A 24831-nucleotide genomic window follows, 5' to 3' on the forward strand; every position below is an offset into this window, starting at 1 on the left:
ACTCAGTGAGACGCCCCTGTTGTTGCTTAGTTGCTAGGGGCTTTATTTAGAAAGCCATCGCACGTAAGTTTGATACCACCGGTCGGTTAAGCGCCGAGCCACTGAGTACTAATTTGATACGTGTTCTGGTATCGGCAAATTGCGTCTTGGTATATGTGTACTCTACTCTATCAATGCCAATGTACTCTTCTTCTGGAGAAGTCATCTCCACCCAAGTGGTTTGACCATTACTTGATTCAGTTGAGTAATAGACTTTAACGCCAGCTTCCCCTTTTAGCTCTGCTTCAAAGGTGACGCGTAATGTCGATGGCTGTTCTCCCGCTTCAAAACGTCTTGTACAGTACACAGCTTTAGAAGCTTGAGAGCCCATCATCATTAACATTTCTGGCCACATTAATGGTGTTATATACGTACTACCTGATAAATGTGCAGATACACTCACTTTGCCTGTAACCGATTTTGGTAGGCGTAATGGTACATTTTCATTGATCTCGTAAGTTACGTTATCATCTGTTGTAAAATTGATTTTGATGTTGGCTTTCTCTGAGGGGCGAATAGCTCCACCGACTACCATTAGATCTGATAATTTATCTGCATCAAACTCACCAAAGTTGATCTCTTTTTCCACTGAAGTAAACTCAGCTCGAAGTAAGCGGAAAGTCAAGTCAGCTTTTTGGTGCGGCGTCCATGTGGTTGCGTTTGACGAGGATAACATTACACCAATTTGGTAAGCTTGCTCAGTGATCACTTTTTGGTTTTCATTGACTCCACCTAGCTCAGCAATGGCCATCTCGTGTTCTGCATCATCGGTTAATACGACAAATGCATACTCTTTACCAGCCTCAATGAAAGTTGGATCAAACGTGATACGTGTCCAACCATAGTCTTCTGGCTTGCTATAAGATTGAGGTTGGCCGTCCACGAGTGGGTCATCTTTATTGATGTACTCCGTTGTATTGTATAACAGTAAGTCTTGAGCATCGACACGTACTTCCGCGAGTGTTTTATCTGGAATACCGACAGTCGTATTGCGTAATTGAACCACAATTTGCTTAGACCCAATATTGGTCATTTTGATGTCTACACCAGAAATATAATGGTTTTCATTAAGCGTAAAGGTTTGTGCTAATGGATCCCAGCGCTGGAAGCCCCCCGAAAACTTTGTTTGCCATTCTTCGGTTGTGATGGTGCCTTTACCTGTGAATGATGCTTCAGCTTCCGTATTGAATGTTCCAATAATAGATACAGCTTTTCGGCCTGCTGTATAAGTATTACTTGGGATCTGGAATTTGCCTTTCAGTACGCCATTTGCGTCTGCGACTGTAGGCGTATTCCCGTCAATAGACTCGATTGGCAATACATCACCATCAAAGATTAGGGTTTTTATTGCCTCCCCTTCTAGCATCCCTTCTAGCGTAAATTCGACATCGAGTTCACGCAGAAACTCTGCTGCTCGGGAAGTTGAACCCACTTTCTGTGAAGATACATTGCCTTGGAACCTAAAGCCATATACGCCATGGTTTACTACCGTGCTGTTGATTGCGCCGCCGCTTTTTAGGTCAATTTTACTCTCTGTCCAAATGTCCACAGCTGGAATCAGCGTCATTTTAGCAGGGATAGGTTTAAAAGCAGAATAAGGGTTAACTTTCATGCTTCCGGTCTTTTCGACCTGTGCTACTGGGCGTCCTTTATCAATGAGTACAGTATGTTTATAGTCAAGCGTCCATGGCTTAGTTTCTTTGGTTTTATTTAAAGAGCTTGGCTTCATATCGATGGGAAGTATCAGCTCTTCTCTCGCAGGGTTAATTTGTGCTCGCGCCTCTATACCATCTTGTTTTTCATGAATAATTTTGTCTTCAAGACCGGTGTCACGCATGTCATCGTTTAACATTGGGTCAACAAATAAACCATGTGTAGCTGCTGGCGCTCGACGGTTTGTGTCATTTTTTAGGCGTTCTAATGACACGAGATCATAGAGGTCTACGATGTTACTTTGCATTTTATTCAAGTCACTCATGTGAACAACTTGAACACCATCTCGTTTTATTTCAGGCTCTTCCCACCAGGTATGGTAGATTTCAGCCAGAGACAGTACATTATCTGGTATAGAAGGTGATGTTGGAGGCGCAAATGGAGATGAAACGCCTCGTTTCATTACTAATTCACCATCGCTATTCAAGTACAAGCGATCAATTCTTGGCACGCGCCATTGATAATCAACAATTAATTCAGTGCCAGGCTCTACACTCGTTTCTTTCCCATCAGGGCTCTCAAGTGGTACAAAACTTTTTTGAATTTCGATCCCTTTGCGGTCGCCAGAAATAGACGATGCGTGCGTAATGTCTTCACGATGTAACAGGTCGACATAATACGTATGTCCGTCTAATGGGCCATTTCCTCCGAGAACCCACTGTATTTTGGAATTCTTGTCTTGTCCTGCCGCGAACACCCAATCTGTTCCAAACTGGTATATGATTTGGTCTTCACCAAAACCATTATAAACTTTCAAGACTTCTTGAACGGCACTTACGCCTAAACTATCTTCACCGCTGGTGCTACGGGTTGCTTCATATCCTTCTAGCTTCACGGTTCCGTACACACGTTCGAGTTTATATACTGGGCCAAAATCTAAATCGACTTTAGATGTAGAACGTGTTGAGTCATTGTTTGGATGGAAAGTAATCCCTTCACCTTGGGTAAGGTAAGTAATCGCATCGTTGGCAAAACGGCTGCGTTTATCATGACGCAAGTCAATCTCTCGACCGCCAACATGGGCTCGCCCACCTGAAATGATAAGCACGGTAGAGTCTCGAGTGTTGTCCGCTGGATCACCTTCTATATCGGTATTAAAACTGTGTAATCGAACATCAAGACCATTGACAGCATAGTCTCCATGAGCGTCCACATCGTAGCGTACAATCTGTGCGACTAATTCTTTGGCTTCATCGGATAATAGCGCCTCTTCTTCAAGCAGTTTACCATTTGAAACTGTGTAAACAGGGTAGAAGTCACCTACATTATCTTCAACATAGTCGAGGCCCCATTTAACCGAAGCATCCGGTGAAGTGAGATCGGAACCCCCGACATTTTCTGCGCCTGAGTTATCAACCCAGACACCAAATTTAAAGGTGGCATTATGGCTTGCTGAGATTGGCTCGGCAGTTTGCGGTACGTATAGCACTGCACCGTTAATATAAATAGCGGCTGCATCGGCGCGCAGTTTAATATCATCGCCAATCGGTTGTGATACGTGCAGTGAACCACCCGAAAGTAATTGGCCATTACGTAGCAGGGCATTACCTAGGCCTTTCACCCATTGTGCAATGGCTGAGATCAATTTAGGGTGCGCATCGGCATCCATGTTGTGATCATCAATATCGAGGGTATTTTCGTATTTAAACTCAAATAACTCAGAGATATTAATGTTGGTGAGTGTCACTACCAAGCGCAGTGAAATTGAGCCTTCAAAATAATACGTTAAGGCATTTGAAGGTTGACCAAGTGCCAGTAGGAACGGCTCTTCAGCTGGAATGTTATCGTCTTCGCTGACGCTCCCGTACAGGTAAACCTCACCTATATCCATATCTTCTGTGGTGGCATTTGGTGGAATATTACACACAAATTCTATGGAGTTTTCACTGATCACACGTCGGGATGTTATAGGGGCTTCATACCAAGTTTCATTGGTAGATTCGCCATCGCGTGACGAATTTAAATCGCCTTTTATTGCGCTGATAGCAAAATGTGTAGGGTTGATGTTCCAACCTTGTTGGTTGGCTGCGTTAATCGTCTTTGATAGACCTTCGTTCGTTATGACGCCAATAACTGCCATTTCAATTTTCCTTTATACAAGTCTCATTCGGATGTGTGGATGTTAAACTACGGTCACACGTAAAGGGCGTACGCGCGGTAAATCACTTGCGGTACCTTCAAGTTCTAACTTAATGCGTATTGTTTCACCCGAGATATCATTTAGTTCGTAGCGTCGCTCACTAAAGCCACCGCCCAACGACATTTGCTCTACCAATGGTAACTCTAACCATTGTGAACCAATTGAGTAAAACGCCGTCACTTTTGATTCAAGTCCGGTTGCGGCATCAAAGCCAACACGGACATCGACATTTTCACCTAAGCTGATGTGGCGGGTGATATAAACCCCTTTTTCTTTTACACCTGCACCAACCATGGTGATGGGCGCAAGTACTTGTGGGGTTTTTCCGTTGGTGCCTGACAGCTCTACTTTGACCTTTGCGCGGCCCGTTACTTTCTCGCCTAAGGTGACTAATGAGCCTTCTTTTAAACGCACTTCACGGTTATTAGGCAAGGTCATGATAAGGTTTACATCGGTTTCGGCGTCTTGGCGCATGGCGTTAAACTGGGTTTGCACCAGATCTGCTTCATACAAATCAAACTCGCCCAAATTGTAGTTTCTTTTGGTCGAGGTAAATTCGGCTTCATGCAATTTAAAGCGCAAGTCGGTTTTCTGATGTGGGGTCCAAGTGACCGCGTTACTTGAACTCAGTAGCACACCAATTTGAAATGGTTGTGCTGTTACCCATGTATCTGCTCGTTCATCATAGTCACCTAATGTGGCCACTTCGACTTCATAGTTCGGGTCGTCAGACATCAGTACAATACAGTACTCAACACCACGCTCTAACAGCACAGGGTCGAAGGTAATGCGTGTTGCCGTGTTGCTTTGTGTGGCAATGGTATTGGCCTCAACACGGGTGCGACGTAATACGGTTTGCGTAGGAATGCCGTTTTCTGTGGTACGTATGTCGACAGTCAGTGCGGTTTCACCTACTTTGGTAAACCACACATCAGCTGCAGCCAAATACAAGGTGCGGTCAAAAGTAAAGGTTTGTGCCAATGGGTCGTAGCGTGTAATTTGTGTTAAAGATGTGGTGATCACATCTTGTACTTGGGTTACTTCTGCTTGCCCTTGTCCGGTAAAGGTGGTTGCTGCGCTGCTGTTTTTGTTGCCTTCCACTGTTACATCATAGGTGCCCGCAGGCACATTTGATGGAATTTGGAATGAACCGCGTACAGCGCCGTTGTGATCTGCTATCAATGTGTTAGACATGTCTCATTCTCTCTTTATTAGCCTAAGTTGCCATGGTTTGTGTGGCTGATAACTTCAGCACGATTTTGTTGGCTAAATGAACCCAATCCCCATGAACAAGGGCGTCTAAAAACTGATAAACGAGTATCTTTACTCAAGTCAATCACATATTTAGATGATGCTTTGAGTTCAGTTTCACCGGCTTCACTGGTCCAACATTCAATCACATCACCTTGACGGCGTACGCGTACTAACACACCTTCAGGGAATGCTGACCAAGCTGCGCCGTTATTGTTACGTACATCGGTATTTTTTGAACGGGTAATCTCAGTGGCATCGGCTGATCGGTAATCTTTAATAATGGCCCAGCGCAAATCGTTTTCGCCTTTGTCTTGGTTTCGAACAGCACTGAGGGTATGCTCTTTACCGTCCACTTTGATACGCGCAATAACAATGCCCATGCGGTCATTGTCGTTATCAAGGCCGGTGAAACGGGCCGTTACATCAAAATTATCAAAGGTATTGGTTGAAAGCAGCATCGCCCAAGAGGTAGAGTTAAAGCGGTACTGAAGGTGGCCGTCCGATACTGACCAAGCCGAACTTTCGTTGCCAACTTGCCCATTAGTAGAAGGGTTACTGCGCTCCCAATTAAGAATGGCGTGCTGTGCGCCTTCAAACAGTGGGCGTGTATCCAATCGCGTGTTGTCGCCAATCAGCAGTGTTTTACCCACCGCTGGTAGGCCGTATTCACCAATAGAATCTGTCACATCTCTGCTACCAAAGCGAATGTTCCTTACCTCTTCGCCCGGCTTAAAGCCTTGCAGATCAAAACTAACGCGCAGGCTACGTAAGTTAGGCAAATCTTCGACACGCATGGTTGAGGATGAACTTACATTTCGCGAATTAGTAACGGTGGCAACGGTACCACTACCAAAACGTTGCCTGAAATCAGAGGCACGCATACGTTGACGCGACGCAATGACGGTACGACTAATGGAAGTTCTTAAATTTGTTTGTACCGTCCAATTATCGATCGCCGGGGAAATCGTTAGCTTTGGTGGAATGGGGTCGAATGCAGCATACGGGTTGACCTTCATGGTGCCTGTGCTGGCATTTTGTGCGACGACTTCTTTTAACGTGTACGGTAAGCAGGCTAAACCTTGCGGTGCATCTGCTTGGCTAATTGACTTTGTATCTATGGTATTGACATCAAATGCTAAGGTGAGTTCTTGGTTCTGTGCGTCAACCATGGCGGTTTGTGTTGCACCGCCATCGCGATAGTCATCGCTGATAAATGGGTCAACAAACATGCCTTTGGTGGTACGCGGATCGTCAGAATTAGCAAGGCGCTCAACGCGTTCAACCGCAAGCATATCAAACAGTTGTGAAATATGGTTGCGCATCTCATTGAGTTCGGATGCTTTGAGTGCCACCACGCCAGAGTCTTCAATCAAAGGGTTAACACCTGGGGTCCAGTGATGACGAATTTCAGCCAGTTGCAGGGCTCCTGCTGGTACGGCTGGTGTGGTTAGTGAACGAGTATCACCTTTGCCTTTTACGCGTTCTACCTGACCAGAACGATTTAAAATAACCAAGTCTTTTCGTGGTAGTAGAGTTTCATAACTGACATAAAAGTCCGAGCCTTCAAGCGCACCTTGAAATGTGAAGCCTGCTGCGCTTATTTTGTCATTGGTAATTATTTCGGTTTTGTTAAATTGTGCTTCAACAAAGTAGGTGCTGCCGCTTGGTGGACGGTCTGATGCACCTCGACTCCAATTTAGCGATGAACCTGAAACCTCAAAATGTACGCCCTCTAAGTACTGCTTGCCGCCTACATTTACGGCAATGACTTTGCGAAGGTTTTCAACAACGAAGTCAGTTTCTCGAGATTCTTCCCTGTCTACGCTAAACGTTAGCTGCTTGATATAATCAACTCGAATTGGTTTGTCGATAGCAATGGGTTGTTCAAATAATGAAACTCCCATAACCCCTTTAGTATCGGGTTGAAAAGTATGGATCTCACCTGCAATCGGCGCGGTATCAGGGTCAAAATACTCTTTTATCTCGACGGTTTTATGCTGTTTTATTTCTGTGCCGTCGATATGGGCTTTACCTTCAGAAACTTGAATCACATAAGAGTTATTATCGGTTTCGGTGATTTTTGCTTTTAGACCATTGACCACATAAGAGCCATTGGCATCTCTGTCGTAACGAATAATGGCGGTAGACACAGGCTCTTGTACAATTTCACCTTTTACAACGGTTTTTAGGTAGCCATTTTCAACCACGTGAACTTCATAGTAACGCGTGCCCGCACTTTGATGGCGCGTGCCCCATTTTAGCGTTTTCTCTTGTGTGTCTGAATCGGTTGTGATCCACACACCGACGCCCATCACGCCACTTAAAGGTACGATCACCTCACCCGCAGGCACCGTGTAGAGTGCCCCTTTGTGGTAAAAACGTGCAGAGTCTAGTTTGCATCGGCCTGTTGTGCGGTCAATATACATTGAGCCACCACTGGCAAGCTGACCGTCCACTAGAATGGTTTCGCCTAGGGCCTTAATTTGATCTGTTAGCGTGCCGAATAATTCTTGGTGAGCGGTAGCATCGGTATTGTGTTCTTCAATCGAACGGTGGCCTGTGTATTTAAATTCAAATACCTGTGATGCTTGAATGTTGGCAAGCGTAACGTGCATGCGCAGCGTGATTGAGCCATCTTTAAAATAAGTGATGCTGTCACTTGGGTGACCAATCGCTAGCAAAAACTCCGAGCCTTCGTCTGGATTTTCACCAAACAGGTAAATTTCTTTGATGTGCTGATCTGTTTCGGTTACCTGTGGAGGTATTGTACAAACAAACTGAATGGTATTTTCAGAAACCACGGTTTGATCTGTGATGTGTGCATCGTACCAAGTGTCATTTGTGTCAGTTCGTTTTGCACTCAACTCTCCGTCTAATGCCGAAATACCAAACCGCGTTGGGAAGATCGACCAGCCCTGGTTCGATGATGCCTTTACAGCTTCGGCAAGACCTTTATTGGTCACAACGCCTGTTATAGCCATGGAATAATCCCCTCAATTTTCATTTTGGTGGCGTTTGGGATAGGCCACCTACAAGTCTCAAGACATAAGTCTGTGTTAATACTACCACTGTTGTACAATGTGGCGCTAGCGTAAAGCGAAAAGGAGTGAAAAAAGAATACTGGCAGTTGCTCTTACTTCAAACCAATTAGCGAATTTGTCTCAGTTTAATTGTGCGTTAACGTCATGGTCTTATCTATGTACCATAAAATATACCACGCTAATTTTGATGTTATTTTATTCATTTTACAATCCATGATTGGGTCAGCTTGGTTGCACACTGTGTATATCACCCGAGAACTCTCGGTCTAGTTGTCCGACTAACATACACATCAAAGGCGAGGGCAAAGTGCTACTAAGTGTTTGTGCTATCATGCCTTTTGTACCAACAATGTTGGCATCCAACGTGAATGTAAGCGATTGTTCTTGCTCTCTTTCTTTCGTATAACCAAGTAAGTCTTGATGAACTAAGCCGACCACGCTTGTGACAATGGGGCTGACGGTATAACCAGAAAATTGACTTAGCCCGACACCCGCCATACCAAATAAAACGCCGGTAGATGTTGCGCCCGGAATTTCTCGGTCTGAGAGTACGTTGACGGCGGTTTTAATTTCAGTACTGACCGAACAAGTGTACTCTTGTACAATACTTGTCATGGTGGCCAAGTACTCGCGTTCTAGCAAACCTCTCACATCCAGCATCAGCGGAGAGGCGATATTACCTTCGAGTGTATGGTTTGCGCGATAGTGCACACCCAACACCAGTGGCGATTGTACCGTCCCATCGAGAGTTTGATGAGGTAGGATGTTGTAAGCGGTGCGCAGCTTTTCATCAACAAAATTGATCATCAGCGCAAAATCGCTCATTACTGGGTAAACGTATTGGCGCAAAAAGAGTCGCAATGCTTGCAGTGCGTTTCCTGTCAGCTTGTTGTTGTCTTTGGTTAGATCCACTTCTGCACGATAGGTCATTTCCTCAACGGTGTCACCAGTCGGATCATCTTCCCACCATTCAAATAGCTGTACGTAGTCTTTCAGTTCGAGCAAGTCGAGCATCAGCTCAACCCCTTTTCTAGAACCTTTTAGCTGGTGAATGGCCGTTAAAAATGAGCGCACCAACGCCACGTCGAGTGAACTCATATTTAAGGCGTCGGTGAGATATTGATACCCGAACTCAGAAATAATTTGGCTGTTTCGATTGCGACTCAGGTCAAGGTCTTCTTGGGTGTGTTTTTTTCCTTGAATGACCCATTCAAACCCTTCGGCAGCCGATTTAATACGGTACTTAAAGCCTGGCTCTAAGGCGTATAAATCGGAGTTACGCAAGTCATTGAATTGATAAACTAAACCAAGCGTTTCACATTCGATGGTATCAATTGGGACTGGGTGGCCATGAGATAAACCTAAGTATTCAAAGCGTACAGGTGCAACACATTTGATTTCATACAAGGCGTTTTCTTCAAAATAGCCTTCTTTCATGTTGCGTTGTAGCGGCGTGATCTGCTTGATGTACTCTATTGCTTCGCCTGCAGTAATGTGACTGATTGGCTCCAGTGAGAGTGCTTGCGCTATAAATTGATGGGTTCCCGTACCAAAGCTTAACTCGGCAACTTGTCGTTTGATCAGGGGTTCATCCATATACACGCTAGGTTCAATGAGCGTGTCGCTAGGGTAGCCTGTGATTTGAAATATGTCCGCAGCGGGCTGTTTTGCTAACACTAAGTAAGTGGCGTACTTATCCCTAATCGCTTCTAAATGCTCTTGGACATTATTGGTACGTTCAAAGTAGATGTGTTCAAGGGCGTCGATAACATCTTTAAACAGCGGTTTGTCTCGCAGTTTTTCCGGCACCAACCCTTGAATATCGATAAAAGAATTTTGCATCTCATTCTCCATATGCACTAACGCTGGGCAGGACCCGAAGTCGCTTCAAAGTTTTTACTTGAGTCATATAACGACACGCGCGGCATAAATTTGAAATACTCACTCCAAGCAATGTTAAGTGGTTGCCATTGTTCTAATTCTTCATCGGTCAGATCGGGGGCTGGGATAACCTCGATGCGCACCGCTTTAGCGTAAGGTAGATCAGCTAAAATGGCGCTTTCTACGTCAAAAGCATCGAGTTTTAGGCCTAAACGGTTTTCAAATTGAGCCAAAGATTCAAGCACATCCACTTCAATTGAAGGAGGTAACTGATTACCTTGTTTGGGGATGATTTGTACTTCTAAGATCACCTCAACAACACTGCCACTGATCAGTACTGGTGGGGTTACACCCATAGGGCGATTTTCTTCCGGTGCCACCTGGGCAATTAAGTTCTCTCTTTCAGCCTCTGTAAGTGGTTGTTCTGTATCGATAATGTACGCGATCATTTGCTTTGCTGAATCTAAATCTTTTGCGCGAACATCAATGGCATTAGGGAGCATTTCAGTGATGCGTTTCATGTAGTCATGACGACCTCTGATCACGCGCCCTGTTTCATGGCGAAGCGGGCCCTTTACCTGTATCTCGCCGACGGTGTCGGGTGCTTGATAGCGACTGGCGATCGCGACATTCTCTAGGGTGCCAATTTCTAGGTTTATATTGGTCAATTGCACGCGTTTGTTTTCATGTAGTTGAATATAAAGCAGTGACAGTTCGTATCCTGCCCTGAATTTATCAGCATCCGCCAAGTAGTCATTGATGGCCATCACGTCAATTGAGCCAATCGTGTTGGTGATACAAACATACTTGCCATTGATCAGATCAATCACATCTTCACTGTGTGGCACGCGTTTATCGTTGAGCTTTAATTCAAAATGCTCGCTGACATTTTCTTCTGTAAATCTAAACACTTGCGGTTTAGACGTGGGTAATATGATAGACGTTGTGGCAAGTTGTCCAATGGCAACATCGATGTCTGTTGGTAGCGCATGGTCACTGCTTGGTGGAGAAATTGTGTAGTCTCCTAAAGCGAGTAAGTCATAGACGCCAGATTCGTCCTCGTATTCACCCACTTTGTCGAATTTTTTAATTGTGGTAACACTCGATGTATAAATGGATAACCGCAGACTCACGTTACTACCACGATATGCAGAATAACCAAGAGGCCCCGCGATTGCACGGGCGGAGCTTTCTAAGTGGGTTTCGTTTAGGTAGGCCTCTCGTCGATTTGCCAGCGCCGAGTAAGTGGTAAATGAACCGACCGCAGAAAGTAACTCTAAAATGATTTGCCCGGTGCCAAACTTGTAAAAGTCGCGCCAAGCACCATCGGTTTCGGCGTATTTTTCTTCTAATTTGCTGGTTAAATCGTTCAGTATTTGTTCATAGCTGAACGAATCAGGCTTGATCAAGTCTTGTGACATGGGACACTACCTCGTGTTAATCTTTGGTCTGCAGTTTTTTTGTGAAGGTAAAGGTTCTATCACCTAAGCCTTTGATACTATAAAGTAAGTTTACAGAATAAATGTGTTCGTCAGGTATCATCTCTACGTTTAAAGACATGATAACGACGCGTGGTTCAAACTGGGTGATGGCATTATTCAGTCGGTGTTGAATGTTAAAAGCAATCTCGTCATCCATTATTTCAAACAGCAGGTGTTCAATATCCATACCGTACTCTGGATGGAATACGCGCTCTCCGAGGCGTGTATTAAATAGATTATTTAATGCTTGCTGCACGGACTCTTCGTCAGAGACGAGATGTTCAGTAAACATATCACATTGATTAACGTCACTATATAACGCCATTTAAAACTCCAATATCTGGTCTCATTAGAAATAAGCAAGTTGTACAATTTAACTCACAGACGTGCTTGTCTAGGCTGTTTTAACCGTGCTTGCACCCGACACAATGACCCCGATGTTGCATCCAGTCACTAGGTCAGTGATCCGTGCATCATTCCTTTTTTGAGCCGACGTAAATCCCGATGCAGTGACAATCACACCTTTATGGCCACATGAGGACGATGTGATGTCGCCGAACCTTGCTTTTGGCTTACCTTGCGCAATTACTTTCTTTGCGCCTCTACGCACAATCGTTCCTGTCATTGGGATAGGCGTAGGATGACATACACATATACCAACCCATCTATCACCGAGTCGCGCGTTATTCAGTGCTGGTAACATAATAAACCTCTCATAACGGAAAGCTAATATTATTGTACAATAGTTACCATGTGTATCACTATGTTTTAATAAGTTGGTTATTGAATATCTTCACGGGAGATCAACTCAAACTGAATTTCTTGGCCAAATGTAATTAAGCCAAGTTCTAACTCCGCGAAAGTGTCTCTTTCGAAGCTGAGCTGGTCCCACGGTGTATCGGTATTTAACTCTCTTGCCAGCACCGTGAATCCAATATCATCGCTGATAAGCTTCAGTTCAATCCCCTCTATTTCCGACCAAGTTTGGAACGATTGACCACTGCTATTATTTTCCAAGGGAATGTAATCGGTTGGCGTGTTAAAGGTTATCTGATCGACAGCCACACTCATTACGCCGCCAATACCTCGTTTAATAATGCTGATCAGTTGCTCTTCATGGTCATAGCCTAGACAAAAACCGGCCGCATATCGATGCAGCGCTGCGCTTTTTAGGTGAACGGTTAAACTGCCGCGCCAATCAGGATCATTAATATCATTGTACAAATAAAACCCACGACGGTAGTAGCTAGCATCACTCAGCACCACCTCGTTTTGCCCAAGCCATTGCCATTCGCCGCGCAAAGCACGCCAGCTATGCGATGAAAAATCGACTGCAGGCACGGGCTCTGATGGATCGTTGGGCTCTAACGGGTTGTCAGCGACGAATTGTTCAATTGCGACATCCAGTCTTTGTCGTGCAGGTTCACTCAGTGCTTGTTTTGATTCAATCAGTTTGTCGGGGAGTAGGGCGGCCTGTCTTGCCTTATTGGTGGCCCACGGACCTATGTCTTCATCATCAATTGAACCGTCCTCGAGTCCGGCTTGGAGTTGTTGAATGTTTAAATAATTTTGCTGTATGTCTTGGCTATAGGTGGCTACGGCAGTAAAGCAGTGTTCAAAAGGAGAATTGGGCTCCGTGAGTTGACCTATTTCCATCATGAGTTGGGCTAAATGCTGCATGGCGGTTGAGAGCAACTCATCAACCGTTTTTGCAAAATCAACTAGCTCTTGGGCAATGTTTTTTAATAAGTACAGAGTGTTACGAATAGTCGCAAGCTGCGCAGCAATGGCATTACAGTCAGATAACTGAGTGAGTGCGGTGAACTGCTCTCGCAGTGGCTCGAAATATTCACCATTGGCAATGGAAGCAAATAAACGACTCATTCCGCCAACAGTTTGGTAGAGAAATTCGTCATCGGATAGCTCTACTGCACGTCCATTGGTACTCATGGCGGTATAAAATGTGCCTAATTGGCGCATTTGCGACTTCATGTCGTTGCTGATGGTGTTAATATCCGAAATGAGTTGTTGTCGTGTATTGACAGTGCTGGTACCACAAAGTGTTTGCAAATTTGGGTGGGCATTCAGCACTTGTGTGCTTAGTTCATTTAAGCGTTGGCTGATGCCGTCTGGCAACTGATCCGTCATAGTCGTGTCTCATGTCTCATTAAAAAGCATAATTATGCCAAATTTGGTTTTGCTTTCATTTAAGCAATGAACCTGTCTAATGTTATTGTACAACAGAGAAAGGGGAGGATAAATCCTCATTCTCTTAGTTCTCGGTAATTTTTGGTGCCTTCAATGCGATTTGTGTGCCTGCATTGTGTGTTTCTTTCTTGCCTGTTTTGTAGCTCAGGTTTTTGCCAATTTTATAGTTGGCGTCTTGTGCAATTTGATAATCGAGGTTTTTGCCGACGTTCATAAAAAGGTCTTTATCTATGACCCAATCCATTGAGCCTGTCACATGCCAGCCTCGCTTGGTTTTTGCTAGGCTAGATGAACCGCTGCCACCTTCAAGTAACATAAAACCGGTGTTGCTCACGTTGGCGGCTTTGACTTCACTGATCATGTGCACGCCCTTGAGGGTCAGTGCTTGGCTAAATTGGTCTTTACCGATCGTGCCCATCGCGGCAGAAACCGAGCCTTTACCCGAGAAAGTATTGCCTGAGCCTTGATAGTGGCCGCCACTGATAGTGAGATCACCACCCACGGTATTACCTTGTAAAGTAGTATTTGCGCCGTCAGAAACGCTGATGTTCTTTCCTACTTTAACCCCACTCATTGCCAATGAAGAAGTTTTGGATGCTGTCAATGACTGACTTAACGACCCGCCTTCGATGTTTAAGCTGCCTTGGCTAAGTAAAATGTCGGTATCTGAGCTGGTTGTATTGAGAAGCGATAGCACGCTTGAGCATTTGGTTAACTTTAGGGCATTGCTATCACCTTGCACTTTTCCGCCGTCAATGCGCACAATGCTCTCGGTTACGGCGTAGGCAATTTTTTGGCCCTTTACGTTGCTGTTGTAACTGGATACGGCGCTATTATCGGCCAATATGATGGTGGTGTCACTGCCGGAGGTTTCTAATTGAGCACTTTGCAGCTCTACTTTACAAGCGGTGCCGTTGATAATGCTTTGTGGTGCTTTAATCGCGCCGTGATGTACTCGCAACACCCCATTTTTGCCAGATAACACATTGCTAGCGTCACATTGCGTGTTGTGGCCGACATAGACTTTGCCATCGTCACAGCCCGACATGATGCCACTGTCGGTCGATGATTTAACTTTAATTGTGGAATTAATCGCCGATAAAACAGGACCTTGTAGATCTTTAAAGAGCCATTTATCGACTTCTAAATTGCTTGAATGTAATGTGAGTGCAACTTGGCTTGCAGACTTGGCAACGATGGAGCCTGCATTTATTTTAGCACCGTGATGCTGAGATAGGATATTACTGCAGTTGTTGAACAGCATGGCTTGACCATTATTCATGGTGATGTCGGTGCCATGGAATTGAAAGCGACAATGCTTTGAATCTTTAGCAAAAAATGCCCCTACGGGCACCACTTTGGCATTAGGACCCATGGAAAAATTCATGGTAATGTGTTGGCAATCAAGCACATTGTTTTCTGTGATCCAATCCTTAGTTTGTAACATGGTCACGGCACCAAAGCGGCATTGAGACATGTTGCCATTCCAACTAGACTGCCCATTGAAGCTAATGAAAAAGTGCTCACTGTCGCTGATGTTTTCTAAAGTACTATCAATGAAAATGAGGCGAATTTTTGCGTCTGGGCTTTGTTGCTTCATTTTTCCTTGGATAGCAGCGATAGAGCTGTTACGCAGAATAAGCGTGGCGGGTGTTTCATAACTTAATGATTGTATTGTACAACCATTGAGCTGATAGGTGCCGTCTTTATCAATATTTAAATTGCCTACTTTGCCGTGCAAGCTAAAAGTGGGGTATTTGAGTGAACGCTCTGCTGCAAACACGGGATCTGAGCTTTGTTGCTCGTTCAGTACCCCTTTGGTCAGATGGTCAATGGCGTTACCAGCCTCAAGCTGTGTGGGTTTGAGGTCGGCAGGATAGGGGTTTTTGTCAACGACACCCGCTTCTACATCTTTACGATGCAGTAATCTATTAGGATGCGTCATGATTTATCTCCTTGTGTGCCGCCTTGAGCCATGATTTGATTGATTACATTTTCAAAGCCAATGCCATTTTGTGCGGTTGAAACATCAACGCCGTTGTTTGCCAACAACGAAATGGCGTCGGCACTGTTGATCATCAAAGAAGGTGTATTGAGGAAAATCCCGCTTTTTGTGATGGTCAGTTCAATGCCTGCAAAGCTCGCATAGAGCTTTTGGTTCTCTCTATCAAACTCAATTAAGGTGCCGTGCGGATCGCTGAGTAAAGTCACACTGCGTTCATTGTCGTTAAATGCCTGACTGCCATCTTGGTGACGTGTTTCTTTAAATGACAGCCCAGGTGCATGACTGGTAATTGATTTATTGCCATGGGCGTCTGCTTCACCATATCGGTGAGGGTACTCGCTTTGAAAGTCAGTCGGACGTGTTTGGCGGTTGCTGACGCGCCAGCGATAAACCGGGTGATAGATGCTCTTTTCTGGAAATTCAACTAACACGGTCGAATGTAACTCAGGTACATACATGCTGCTGCCAAACGCATTGTTGCCAAGGTGCGCGGGTAATTGAGGGTAACACCAAGGCAAATTATCTGCTTCGATAAATTTGCTATCCAGAAGTCCTTCAATGGAGACTTTGATCCTACCCAACATCCGAGGGTCTTTTACATCGACTACCGTCCCCTCGTATTGGCGCTGTAGCGCATTTCTGGGGCGCAGCCAGTCAGATTGTTTTATTAAGCCCATTAGCGTATCTCTCCGGCAATATCTTCATGAGTCTCACGGCTAAGCTCAACAGTTGTGACGATGTGGTTGTTGGCAAATTTGCGACTCAATTTACTGATAATGTATAAACCCGTATGTGTTTCGTCCGTGGCGGCATTGGTGCTATCTGGCTCTAAGAATGACACCAGATCTAGCACGCGCATCTGTGGGTGTAGTTGATCAGAATACGAAAGCGTCACGGTTACGGTACTAAAAAGAGCAAGCGATGTGATGTTTTGTTGATGTGCATGCCAATATTTGGGGTGCACATTGTCGTTTAACCACTGGGGTGTGCCGCGTCTGCCATCGACGTCCGAGCGTCGAGGAAATAGATTTGATTTTGTGAGCTTTGGCGTGGGCATTTCTAGTAGTTCTTCGTATTCACCCAAGTCTCTATCATGGACATCAACTCGATTGCCATAACCCAACCAATGATTGATAAAACCGCTATTGGTATTGATGGTATATTCACCACTATACCAAATGTTTTTGTCGTCCGAGCTTTCCTTCACGTTCGGTAAAAAAGCCCAATTAGGTTGCGCTTTACTGACTAAGGTTTTTAGGTCTCGAATACGAAAGTCGCCGTTGGTGCAAGGCGCAAGCATAGGCATAGAGTCAGGTAAGTTGGCATGTAGCCAGATATCTGAAATAAATTTTTTGTCGGTATCGTTTGGTTGCAACCAGACTTGTCGGTCTTGCGACTTGGTGATGTTGCTATCTACCTTTTTGAAATGTGTTTTGGCTACCTCAGTAATTGCTTCTATCGCTGATTTCTCTTTGAGTGCTCTTTGGCGATGTTCTGCCAAATAGGACATCGCAGCATAAATCCCTGTAAATTTAATAAGGTAGTGGCTTGCAATGCGCTTTACCATCACATTGGTGACTTGAAATGATGTGACAACACCGTCGCTGTCATCTTCGTTGCGGCGAAACATCACGTCAAGTCGGTTGCCTTCGTGAAATAAAGCTCTGACTTTTTTGTCTCGACAGATCAGCGTTGCGCTGATGGTTGGTAAGGCGGTACCTACGGTTTCTATCATCTCAATTTCTTGGATATCTAGGTTACCTTGAGAATCGGCCAAAGATACACCGCCAATTTCGAGGTTTAACTCGTATTGACCTTCAATTTTCAACATACTTATCAAGTCTCATTAGGTGCTGGAAAACCAACTGTGCGAATTTATTCTTTTGTATGCTAGCTTACTGAGTTAAATAAGGGTAGCAATTTATATTGTACAATATATGTTTCCGCGGATCATCTGTTTCAGATCCGTTGTACTACTGAAAGGCGAGTGGGGTGGGTGTTAGCTTTGATGCAAGTTGGTATAACAGAGAGCGGCTCAAAAAGGGCTTTTCTCTGTTGTGTTTAGTTTATAACCCGACATTAAAAGCTAGGCAGTTTCTGACAATCGCTTGGCCTTTTTTACCTACCGATGGTTGGCAATGACGAATGAGCGTTTGTGCTACTTTTTTCAAAAAGTGATTTTGTAAATCATTTTCTGGCAGCCACTTAGCGATTGGTACGATGTTTCCGTGCGCATTATCTTTATACAGTAGGATAATTGCAGATGAAACGAGGCCATGCATATCGCATGTAAATTCATTGAGGTGTTGTTCATGGTTTGTCACAAGAGCCACTTTATAACGTGTGTTAACAATGTTAGGAGCGCCATTAAACGCGGTTAATATATTGGATAATAAAGCCTCATAGTCTTTTAAAAAGCGTTCCTGAATAAGGCCTTTTAACGCTCGTGTATATGTTACATTAGTGTGCTGTAAACTAGAGTCAAGCTGTGGTTGGCTGTCGCGTTTAACGGTCGAGATAGGAAACACGTTGGGGTGGTTACTTACCTTCAGGGTAGCGTGCTGACCAGCGAGACTTGTAAGCATACTTGATGTATTAAGATAATCTGATTTATGCATAGAGATTGTATTCCTTTCTCAGAGTTGTTTTATTTCACCAACTAGAGCGCTACAGCGCGCTTCGGCGCACCAGTTGGTAGCAAATGGAAGCCTATATGAAAAAAAGTTAAAGAATCCATGATTTTTGAACTTTTTTAATTGAAACATAGTGTTGGGCTTTCCATTTGCTTATGTTACGTGTATTCTTCGACGCGTACATGGTAAAAATGTTTTCTTTGGTCTTGTCGTTTTTATAATGAAGAGTGCGAGCAGTTGGTGACATCTGTTAGGCGCACTGGATATAGTCCAGTTCAGATAAATAAGGCTACAGAGATAGATGCAGTTATGTTAATCTACCGATGTTAATTAGAGTTAGCTTAAATGTTATCCTATTTATTGAGCTGAAGGTGTGCTGAGTGTAAGCATTGGAACGCTAGTAGTTGTTTTTATATACTGGAGAGCCTTTTGAAGTACCAATTCACAGGGGATGATTTATGGAGACTCCGAAAGTGGATGCGTTTGACGCAGGCTCAAATGGCTGATCTAGTCGGTATCTCTAAAAATCATTACTGGACCCTTGAAAATTCAATCACTGAGACAGTTGATCACAAGTACGTAGGTATTTGGTTAAAGCAGGCTGGGCTAATTAAGCACAGTTGGTGGCAGCCCTTTCTCGAATTAAAAGAGTCAATGGGTGAAAGGCCTATTCGTGAGCGCAAAAAAGACAATACGCTGTAATTGCGTTGCTCATAAATTGTGTTGTACAAAAGCCAAATTTACCCCGTTTTAACCTGTGGTCCGACAAACTAGATATATTTGTTTTATTTAATTTATTTGACTTGTAATTGTAAGGACATTTTTATGGCTAAAAATACACGTAAACCACTTAAAACTCTTGTTTGTTATGATATTCTGAAGAAGGTTTCTGGTGGTAGTGGTGGAGAGCAGTTTCCTAAAGAAGTTAGGCCAAAGTAGACTAACACTACGGCGCTTCATCAGAACATAATTAAAGGGAGAAAGTAAGTGAGCCGTAATCAATTATATATGCTCATTGTGGTAGGGGCTGCTGCGCTTTTTGCCATGATAGATAACTCTGTAATATCAAGAAGTGTGCTAATTGGCGTTTTATTCATAGTTACTGTCTTAAATAGAAAGAATATTAATATTGCGCATATTTCTAGTATTCTTCTCATTATTACCATTGTGGGATATTTTATTTTTTATTTTCTTTTTAAATATTGGGAACATTCTTCATTTTCCGGCAATATGCTGGTTTACAGCACCCATGCTTTGATTGATTTTTTAGTCATCTGTATAATGAATAATCGTGATAGGATATCTCGCTATGTGCTGAAAAAACAGGGTTATGCACCAGAGATGGGTTATAAAATATTTACTGACTCATGCTTGGTTGTGGTATACACCGCATTTCTATTATTAGATATAGCTGCTTTTTTAGAAAATTTATTGCGAAATTTGCATGAGTTTGGGGTTGGCAGGCAAACTGCCGAGCAATTTTGGAATGTGTACTTTATTTACGATCTTTACTTGCCTATTAAAAATGTACTCAACAGTATCACAATTAGCATTATCGTCTTATCGGCCTATGCCTTATATGTTAAACCCCGCCAACTGCGCGCGCAGCAGCAACGTTAAGTCACTTATCTTAGATTGCAGCATGTAACATGCTGCAATCATCCCCCCTTTACACCTGTATCATGTCAATGGCTTCATCGGCTGTGAGCAGCTTCCATGGCGTTAAGGTGCAAGACACTTCGGCATACAGCGGGTAACCATTTTGTGTCACCTGTTTACTGAAAGTGGCGGAGACATCTTCCATCAACAAGTTTTTGGCTTCAAACCAACGGCCTATTTTTAAGCTGATCAGGCCGGAAGCGGAGTCCAGTCCGGTAAATTTGTAATTGTTTGGCGCACTTAAGAATAAATCAACGCCCGCAATGGAGGCGGCGGGCCCTGAAGGGTAAACGGTTTTCAACAGCGCCGCGACCTTTTTCCTGACGTCCATCCCGTCTTTGTAAGCCACAATTAAAAAGTTAATTGGAATGGAAGGCGACTCGCTTGATATCCAGTGCTTTCGTGTTGATGCAATGGATGTCATCGACATTTGTGAGGGTGCCATGCCAAAAAGGCTCAACGCGCTATGCATGGTTCTGGAAATTTCATCGGCAGACTCTAGGTGCCCAGGTTGTTTGCCTTCCCATTGTGCAGCCCCCGCTACGGTCACAGCTTCAGTTAAAAAGCCTGTGATAGAGTCATTTGGGGTCACAATGTACAGCTTGGCATCTGGCACTTGTCCAGACTCGAGTGCTTCTAAATCTAGTGTGTAGTCGCTCATATAACCTCTAATCGAATAAGATACTGTTCATAATCGCAATCCCATAGTCATCTACGCCAAAACTGCTTTGAGCCGGTGTTGAACTGCTTGCTGGGCGATTTAACCGCATTGGTTTGCGTGATGCTGACACCGGCTTGGCGCTGGCACTGGCTGTCATTTTCTTCGCAGCGGCCTGCGTGTTGATCACGTGTGTAAGCGTATCTTTGCGTAGTGTTTGGTCGTTAAGTGGTTCCGCAATGGATGTTTTGGTATCTATTTGCAGTGAAGATGCAATGTTAGTACCTTCTGTTTGTTGGTTTTTTTCTTTGCTTGGCTCATGCATGGCCGCCGTGTGAACACGCGAGGTATGCGTTGGTATGTGCTGTTTTGCGCTCACCTGTGCAGACGAATTGGTGGTGGCTGCCAGCGCATGCGGTTGTGCCATCATCGTTAACGGAAGTGCTGCTGTTTTGAGCAGGCTACCTCGTTGTGATACTGAGCTTTTCGCTGCGCTTTGAGGGTTATCGTCTGGGAAAAATCCCGAAAACAGGTTGCTGCCAAAATTAGCCACTTTAGAGCCAACATCGTACAAGGTGCGAGCGGTGTTACCTTCATCTAGCTGACCAAATGAGATCCCAGATAAAATAGAGCCAGCCGCTGACGCGACTTTTTGACCGGTACTGGCTTTTTCATTTGCTTGTAATGCAAAGTTTTCACCTGCGCGTTGCCACCCTGCTGCGCCATCAAGTACGGCTAATCCGGCCGTGAGAGCTTGGCCCGCTATTGGTACAAATCTAGCGCCACCAAGCACCGCTCGACCTAAGCCTTTTAACGATGGCAATCGACTGGCAATTGATTTACCTGTGTTGGATAGGGCTTTGATTGGTCGGTTGTTCCCCTGTGCTTGACGCCCAAGATGAGACTTGGCAGCCCCTTTATTGGTTTTTTTGTTGGCAACATCGTCAGAGCCACTGAGAGCGGACATGCCACCTGCAGCTAATGATACAACGCCTGACACAGCCGAACTTACGCCTCTGGCCAGTGTCGAGAAAAGCGTGCGGCCAGCACCTACACGGTTAACGGTTCTAGTCCTTGGCTTATTGTTGCTCCGATTGCGAGGACGTCTTCTATTGGTGCGCCTCTCTCGTTTGCTGCTTTGCTCGCCAAGTAAATTGTTTAGTAGGCTATCTGCCGAGCTGCCCTTGGGTAGCATGGCTTGAAACAACCGCAGTGTTTGATTTAGGTCAGATAGCGACTCCTTCTGCTGTGCAAATAACGACATGCCTAGGTTGAGTATACGACTGGCGACGTTGCCGCGCTGACCTTGCGCGCGAGTCGTAGGTTGACCCATTTGACTGGCCGAGTTACCAGTGACACCGCGGGTTAATGACGAGCCAAGTAGGTTTGCGACCTTGGCTACCACAGCAGTCTTTTTAGGCACACGTGTTGGGTTTGCTAATGGACGTCGTTTGTTGCTAAGCGGTCTTGCACTACCTTTGTGAGTAGGTGTGTTGTTACCCGGTGAGAACACCGAAATCATTCGTCCCAGCGGAGTTGGTTGTTTACCAGCGGAGCGGTGACTCGGCTGGGTTGCTGGGGTTACATGAGGCGATAAATACTCAGTTGCAAGCTTGACTAAGGTCTGTGCTGGAGACGTTGCTTTATTGGTGCGATTGGCCTTTACGTTACGTGCGAGCGGCTTGGCCCGACGCGCGCGTTTTTGGTGTGTTAGCCTGCCCTTGCGCGGTGTGCGTGCTTGCTTTGCTTTTTGCTGCTTGCTCTGGGCATGTGTACGGTCACCAATCTCTGTGTGTTGCTTTGTCTGGCCGGTATTTTTGTTCGCCGCCGAGGTGTCATTGGCACCTTGAATAATTAACTTGCTACCTTGACCCATGGTGATGTGGGCATTGTTCAGGTGCATGGTTTTGGGTGTTGCCACATGTTCTGTAGAGACCGACGTACTGGTTGCAATGTCGTTCACTCCTATCCCGCCCAGAAGCGCGGTGGCACCGACGCGACCAAACGATGATGCAGCCGCTTTTCGACCCTTGGCGGACTTGGTCTTGTTGCCAGAAGGTCGTCTCGTTGCGGTAACGCCTGTTACTGAATCTGTAACGCGCTTAGCCAGACTCTTGCTTTGCGGCTTGGTGGCAAGTTTATCTTGTTTAGATGCCTTAGGGTTCCCGCTACTGAATAACGCATTGAGGTCGAGTATATTCGGTAGGTCATCAAGGCCCAGTGTACCGAGCGCGACTTTTAACCATTCTTGCTTGTCGATTTTAAAAATAGACTGGCGCTTTGCGCTATTACTTGAAGCCTCGCGATTAGTTTGGGGTTCATGTTGCGACTTTGAGGTTGGTTTATTCGCTTTTACTTTGTGTGTTTGCTGTTGTGCAAAGACATCTTGTAACGTACTTAAAATATCAAGTTTTGCCACTGGGCGCGGGTTTTTTTGCCCACGGGTGCGCGGTACGGTGGTTTGTTTGATGAGTGTTTGTAACAACGCATGTTGTGGTTTTGGCGCATCAGCTTGCATCTCTTTGTAGCTAGCTAGCATGCGCGATTGCGTAATGGGTTTAGCGCTTTTTTGTTGCTGATTAAATGAGCCAACCAAAGGGGTAAAATCAGTCAGCAATTGACGTAGAGCGTGCGTGTCTAAACTTTGCCCTTTGCATAGTGCACGCATATTTTCCGATGTGAGCGCGGGGGATTTTTGTCCGCTCGCTTTTGCAACCGCTTGCAGTTGCGTGCCTAGACTACGTACCGCTGCATTCAGTAACTCTCGTGTTTTATCCTCTGGCGGTGGCGCGGCTTTATCCGTTGCCGCCGTGCTTACAGGCACCAGTGAGCGACTTTGTATCACCGAATTGGATGTTTGCGTGTTTTTATTTTGGCTTGGTTGTGTCAGTGCCGACTGATGAGATGTCGATTGCTCAGCGCCTAAGTGAATGATCGCCGTTTTAGCCGAGATCACGGCACTGCTGCTATGGCTGTGTGTTACGCCAGTGTCAGTTGGCGCAAGCTTAACAGCGGTTTGTGACGCGCGCTGTGCAACACTTGCGGGGCTGTGGTCTGGCTGCGGCTGAGAAGTTGCGTCTGTGGCTTGTGGCTCGCCTTTTTTACCGGCAAAAAGTGCGTCAAAATTGACAATGTCTGGCAAGTCGTCAAGCCCAATCGTGCCAAGTGCAACCTTAAACAGCTCTTTTTTGTCGATGTTGAATAAGCTAGGCTTGTCCTTTGGGGTGTCTGATTTTTCTTCTTTACTGCCAGTCTCTGAGCTCGATCTGCTACCTTTCAATGCACGGGATTGTTGAGACTGCTTTTGCTGCTTCTCATCCTGTGTTTTTATGTGCTCAGTCAGCTCTGTGAGCGTACTATCCATGTGAGTCAGTACATTGAGCTGGGCATGAACAGTGGCGGCACTTTGCGACAGTAAATCGAGGGCCGAGTGACATAGCGCTCGTTGGCTTTCATCCTTACTGAGCTGTAACTGTGTACTGTATTGCTTGGCGATGTCTTGCACTAAAACTGGAGTGTCGCTTTGTTGCTTGGTGTTAAAGGCTTTGATCATTGGCCCCAGCACCTTGATTGTGGCGCGCAATGCCTCAATAGATAGATCTTGTCCTGCGAGTAGCTTGTCTACGTTCAGTCCATGAGAAGACGGCTGGAGAGGCTGTTCGCTGCTATGTTGACTGGTTTTTGGCTCATCAACATTCAGCGCCTGTAATTGCACAACGAGGCCTCTAACAACGGCATTGATCAAACCGGTCGCGGTATTTTTGGGCAGTGCCCGTAAGCTTTGGTTTGGTTGTGCGTTGGTATTAGGTTTATTCACCTGCCTCGTATTGATTGGCGTGCTGTCGAATCGTGCGAACGCCATCAGCAAGCGTTTTGTCAGCATCGCGAAATCGAGAGGCGCAGCTTTGAGCGGGTCGGAAACTCGCGTACTGCTTGGCTGTATGTGGTTGATAATAGTGACGTCACCCAATTTAGGGAGGCTTAGCGCGTTTGACTTACGTAATTTGTCAAGGTAGCGCATAGCGATGTTAGCCATACGAGTCTCCAAAATGTAATGACTCGGTCTACTGGCCCGAGTCTAAGTATTTACGTAACCGTTGTTGCAGCAGCATTGCCATA

Annotated in this window: 16 protein-coding genes; 2 read left to right on the plus strand and 14 right to left on the minus strand. The window is 45.1% G+C overall.

The features are described 5' to 3' along the window. Positions 1-46: 46 nt before the first annotated feature. From AC5FX4_RS23555 to AC5FX4_RS23610, 12 genes are all read right to left on the minus strand, one after another. Positions 47-3832 carry a DUF4815 domain-containing protein gene (locus AC5FX4_RS23555; protein WP_493608872.1) on the minus strand — a complete coding sequence of 1262 codons (3786 nt, stop codon included), beginning with the start codon at positions 3830-3832 and terminating at the stop codon, positions 47-49. Positions 3833-3874: 42 nt separating this feature from the next. Beyond that, complete coding sequence (locus AC5FX4_RS23560; RefSeq protein ID WP_493608873.1) at positions 3875-5086, minus strand: hypothetical protein; 1212 nt, start codon at positions 5084-5086, stop codon at positions 3875-3877. Between the two features lie 17 nt (positions 5087-5103). Beyond that, positions 5104-8127 (minus strand): DUF4815 domain-containing protein, encoded by a 3024-nt coding sequence (locus AC5FX4_RS23565; protein WP_493608874.1) that lies wholly within the window; start codon positions 8125-8127, stop codon positions 5104-5106. 282 nt (positions 8128-8409) lie between these two features. Further along, the gene (locus tag AC5FX4_RS23570; RefSeq protein WP_493608875.1) at positions 8410-10029 is read right to left on the minus strand and encodes a phage tail protein; all 1620 of its coding nucleotides are present in this window, start codon (positions 10027-10029) and stop codon (positions 8410-8412) included. Positions 10030-10046: 17 nt separating this feature from the next. After that, positions 10047-11489: a hypothetical protein gene (locus AC5FX4_RS23575; protein WP_493608876.1), complete on the minus strand. Its 1443-nt coding sequence runs from the start codon at positions 11487-11489 to the stop codon at positions 10047-10049. A gap of 16 nt (positions 11490-11505) precedes the next feature. After that, a complete protein-coding gene (locus AC5FX4_RS23580) occupies positions 11506-11874 on the minus strand; it encodes a GPW/gp25 family protein (RefSeq protein WP_125251876.1) in 369 nt (122 codons plus the stop codon). A 69-nt stretch (positions 11875-11943) separates the two neighbouring features. After that, a complete protein-coding gene (locus tag AC5FX4_RS23585; protein WP_493608877.1) occupies positions 11944-12252 on the minus strand; it encodes a PAAR domain-containing protein in 309 nt (102 codons plus the stop codon). A 77-nt stretch (positions 12253-12329) separates the two neighbouring features. Next, positions 12330-13697 carry a hypothetical protein gene (locus AC5FX4_RS23590; RefSeq protein ID WP_493608878.1) on the minus strand — a complete coding sequence of 456 codons (1368 nt, stop codon included), beginning with the start codon at positions 13695-13697 and terminating at the stop codon, positions 12330-12332. 124 nt (positions 13698-13821) lie between these two features. Further along, entirely contained in the window at positions 13822-15702 is a 1881-nt protein-coding gene (locus AC5FX4_RS23595; protein WP_493608879.1) for a hypothetical protein, read from the minus strand. Next, positions 15699-16439 (minus strand): phage baseplate assembly protein V, encoded by a 741-nt coding sequence (locus AC5FX4_RS23600; RefSeq protein ID WP_493608880.1) that lies wholly within the window; start codon positions 16437-16439, stop codon positions 15699-15701. The genes AC5FX4_RS23595 and AC5FX4_RS23600 overlap by 4 nt, the downstream gene beginning before the upstream one ends. Continuing rightward, positions 16439-17593, minus strand: coding sequence for a hypothetical protein (locus tag AC5FX4_RS23605; RefSeq protein WP_493608881.1), 1155 nt, complete (start codon positions 17591-17593; stop codon positions 16439-16441). Before AC5FX4_RS23605 ends, AC5FX4_RS23600 begins: the two co-directional genes overlap by 1 nt. 235 nt (positions 17594-17828) lie before the next feature. Continuing rightward, positions 17829-18380, minus strand: a complete 552-nt coding sequence (locus AC5FX4_RS23610; RefSeq protein WP_493608882.1) for a hypothetical protein — start codon at positions 18378-18380, stop codon at positions 17829-17831. 444 nt (positions 18381-18824) lie between these two features. On the opposite strand from AC5FX4_RS23610, the gene AC5FX4_RS23615 reads away from it, so the two are divergent. Both AC5FX4_RS23615 and AC5FX4_RS23620 read left to right on the plus strand, forming a co-directional pair. Then, positions 18825-19097, plus strand: coding sequence for a hypothetical protein (locus AC5FX4_RS23615; protein WP_493608883.1), 273 nt, complete (start codon positions 18825-18827; stop codon positions 19095-19097). 285 nt (positions 19098-19382) lie between these two features. After that, positions 19383-20015: a hypothetical protein gene (locus tag AC5FX4_RS23620; RefSeq protein WP_493608884.1), complete on the plus strand. Its 633-nt coding sequence runs from the start codon at positions 19383-19385 to the stop codon at positions 20013-20015. 49 nt (positions 20016-20064) lie between these two features. Here AC5FX4_RS23620 and AC5FX4_RS23625 read toward each other — a convergent pair whose 3' ends face one another. After that, a complete protein-coding gene (locus AC5FX4_RS23625) occupies positions 20065-20715 on the minus strand; it encodes a hypothetical protein (protein ID WP_493608885.1) in 651 nt (216 codons plus the stop codon). 7 nt (positions 20716-20722) lie between these two features. Then, positions 20723-24748, minus strand: coding sequence for a hypothetical protein (locus AC5FX4_RS23630; protein ID WP_493608886.1), 4026 nt, complete (start codon positions 24746-24748; stop codon positions 20723-20725). Between the last annotated feature and the right edge of the window lie 83 nt (positions 24749-24831).

It is taken from the genome of Pseudoalteromonas sp. ATL1, assembly GCF_058933015.1.

Coding starts and splice junctions, on each gene's coding strand:
- AC5FX4_RS23600 (WP_493608880.1), bottom strand. CDS start 16,439: ATGGGCTTAATAAAACAATCTGACTGGCTGCGCCCCAGAAATGCGCTA.
- AC5FX4_RS23575 (WP_493608876.1), bottom strand. CDS start 11,489: ATGTCACAAGACTTGATCAAGCCTGATTCGTTCAGCTATGAACAAATA.
- AC5FX4_RS23590 (WP_493608878.1), bottom strand. CDS start 13,697: ATGACGGATCAGTTGCCAGACGGCATCAGCCAACGCTTAAATGAACTA.
- AC5FX4_RS23605 (WP_493608881.1), bottom strand. CDS start 17,593: ATGTTGAAAATTGAAGGTCAATACGAGTTAAACCTCGAAATTGGCGGT.
- AC5FX4_RS23555 (WP_493608872.1), bottom strand. CDS start 3,832: ATGGCAGTTATTGGCGTCATAACGAACGAAGGTCTATCAAAGACGATT.
- AC5FX4_RS23610 (WP_493608882.1), bottom strand. CDS start 18,380: ATGCATAAATCAGATTATCTTAATACATCAAGTATGCTTACAAGTCTC.
- AC5FX4_RS23580 (WP_125251876.1), bottom strand. CDS start 11,874: ATGGCGTTATATAGTGACGTTAATCAATGTGATATGTTTACTGAACAT.
- AC5FX4_RS23630 (WP_493608886.1), bottom strand. CDS start 24,748: ATGGCTAACATCGCTATGCGCTACCTTGACAAATTACGTAAGTCAAAC.
- AC5FX4_RS23585 (WP_493608877.1), bottom strand. CDS start 12,252: ATGTTACCAGCACTGAATAACGCGCGACTCGGTGATAGATGGGTTGGT.
- AC5FX4_RS23595 (WP_493608879.1), bottom strand. CDS start 15,702: ATGACGCATCCTAATAGATTACTGCATCGTAAAGATGTAGAAGCGGGT.
- AC5FX4_RS23625 (WP_493608885.1), bottom strand. CDS start 20,715: ATGAGCGACTACACACTAGATTTAGAAGCACTCGAGTCTGGACAAGTG.
- AC5FX4_RS23570 (WP_493608875.1), bottom strand. CDS start 10,029: ATGCAAAATTCTTTTATCGATATTCAAGGGTTGGTGCCGGAAAAACTG.
- AC5FX4_RS23560 (WP_493608873.1), bottom strand. CDS start 5,086: ATGTCTAACACATTGATAGCAGATCACAACGGCGCTGTACGCGGTTCA.
- AC5FX4_RS23565 (WP_493608874.1), bottom strand. CDS start 8,127: ATGGCTATAACAGGCGTTGTGACCAATAAAGGTCTTGCCGAAGCTGTA.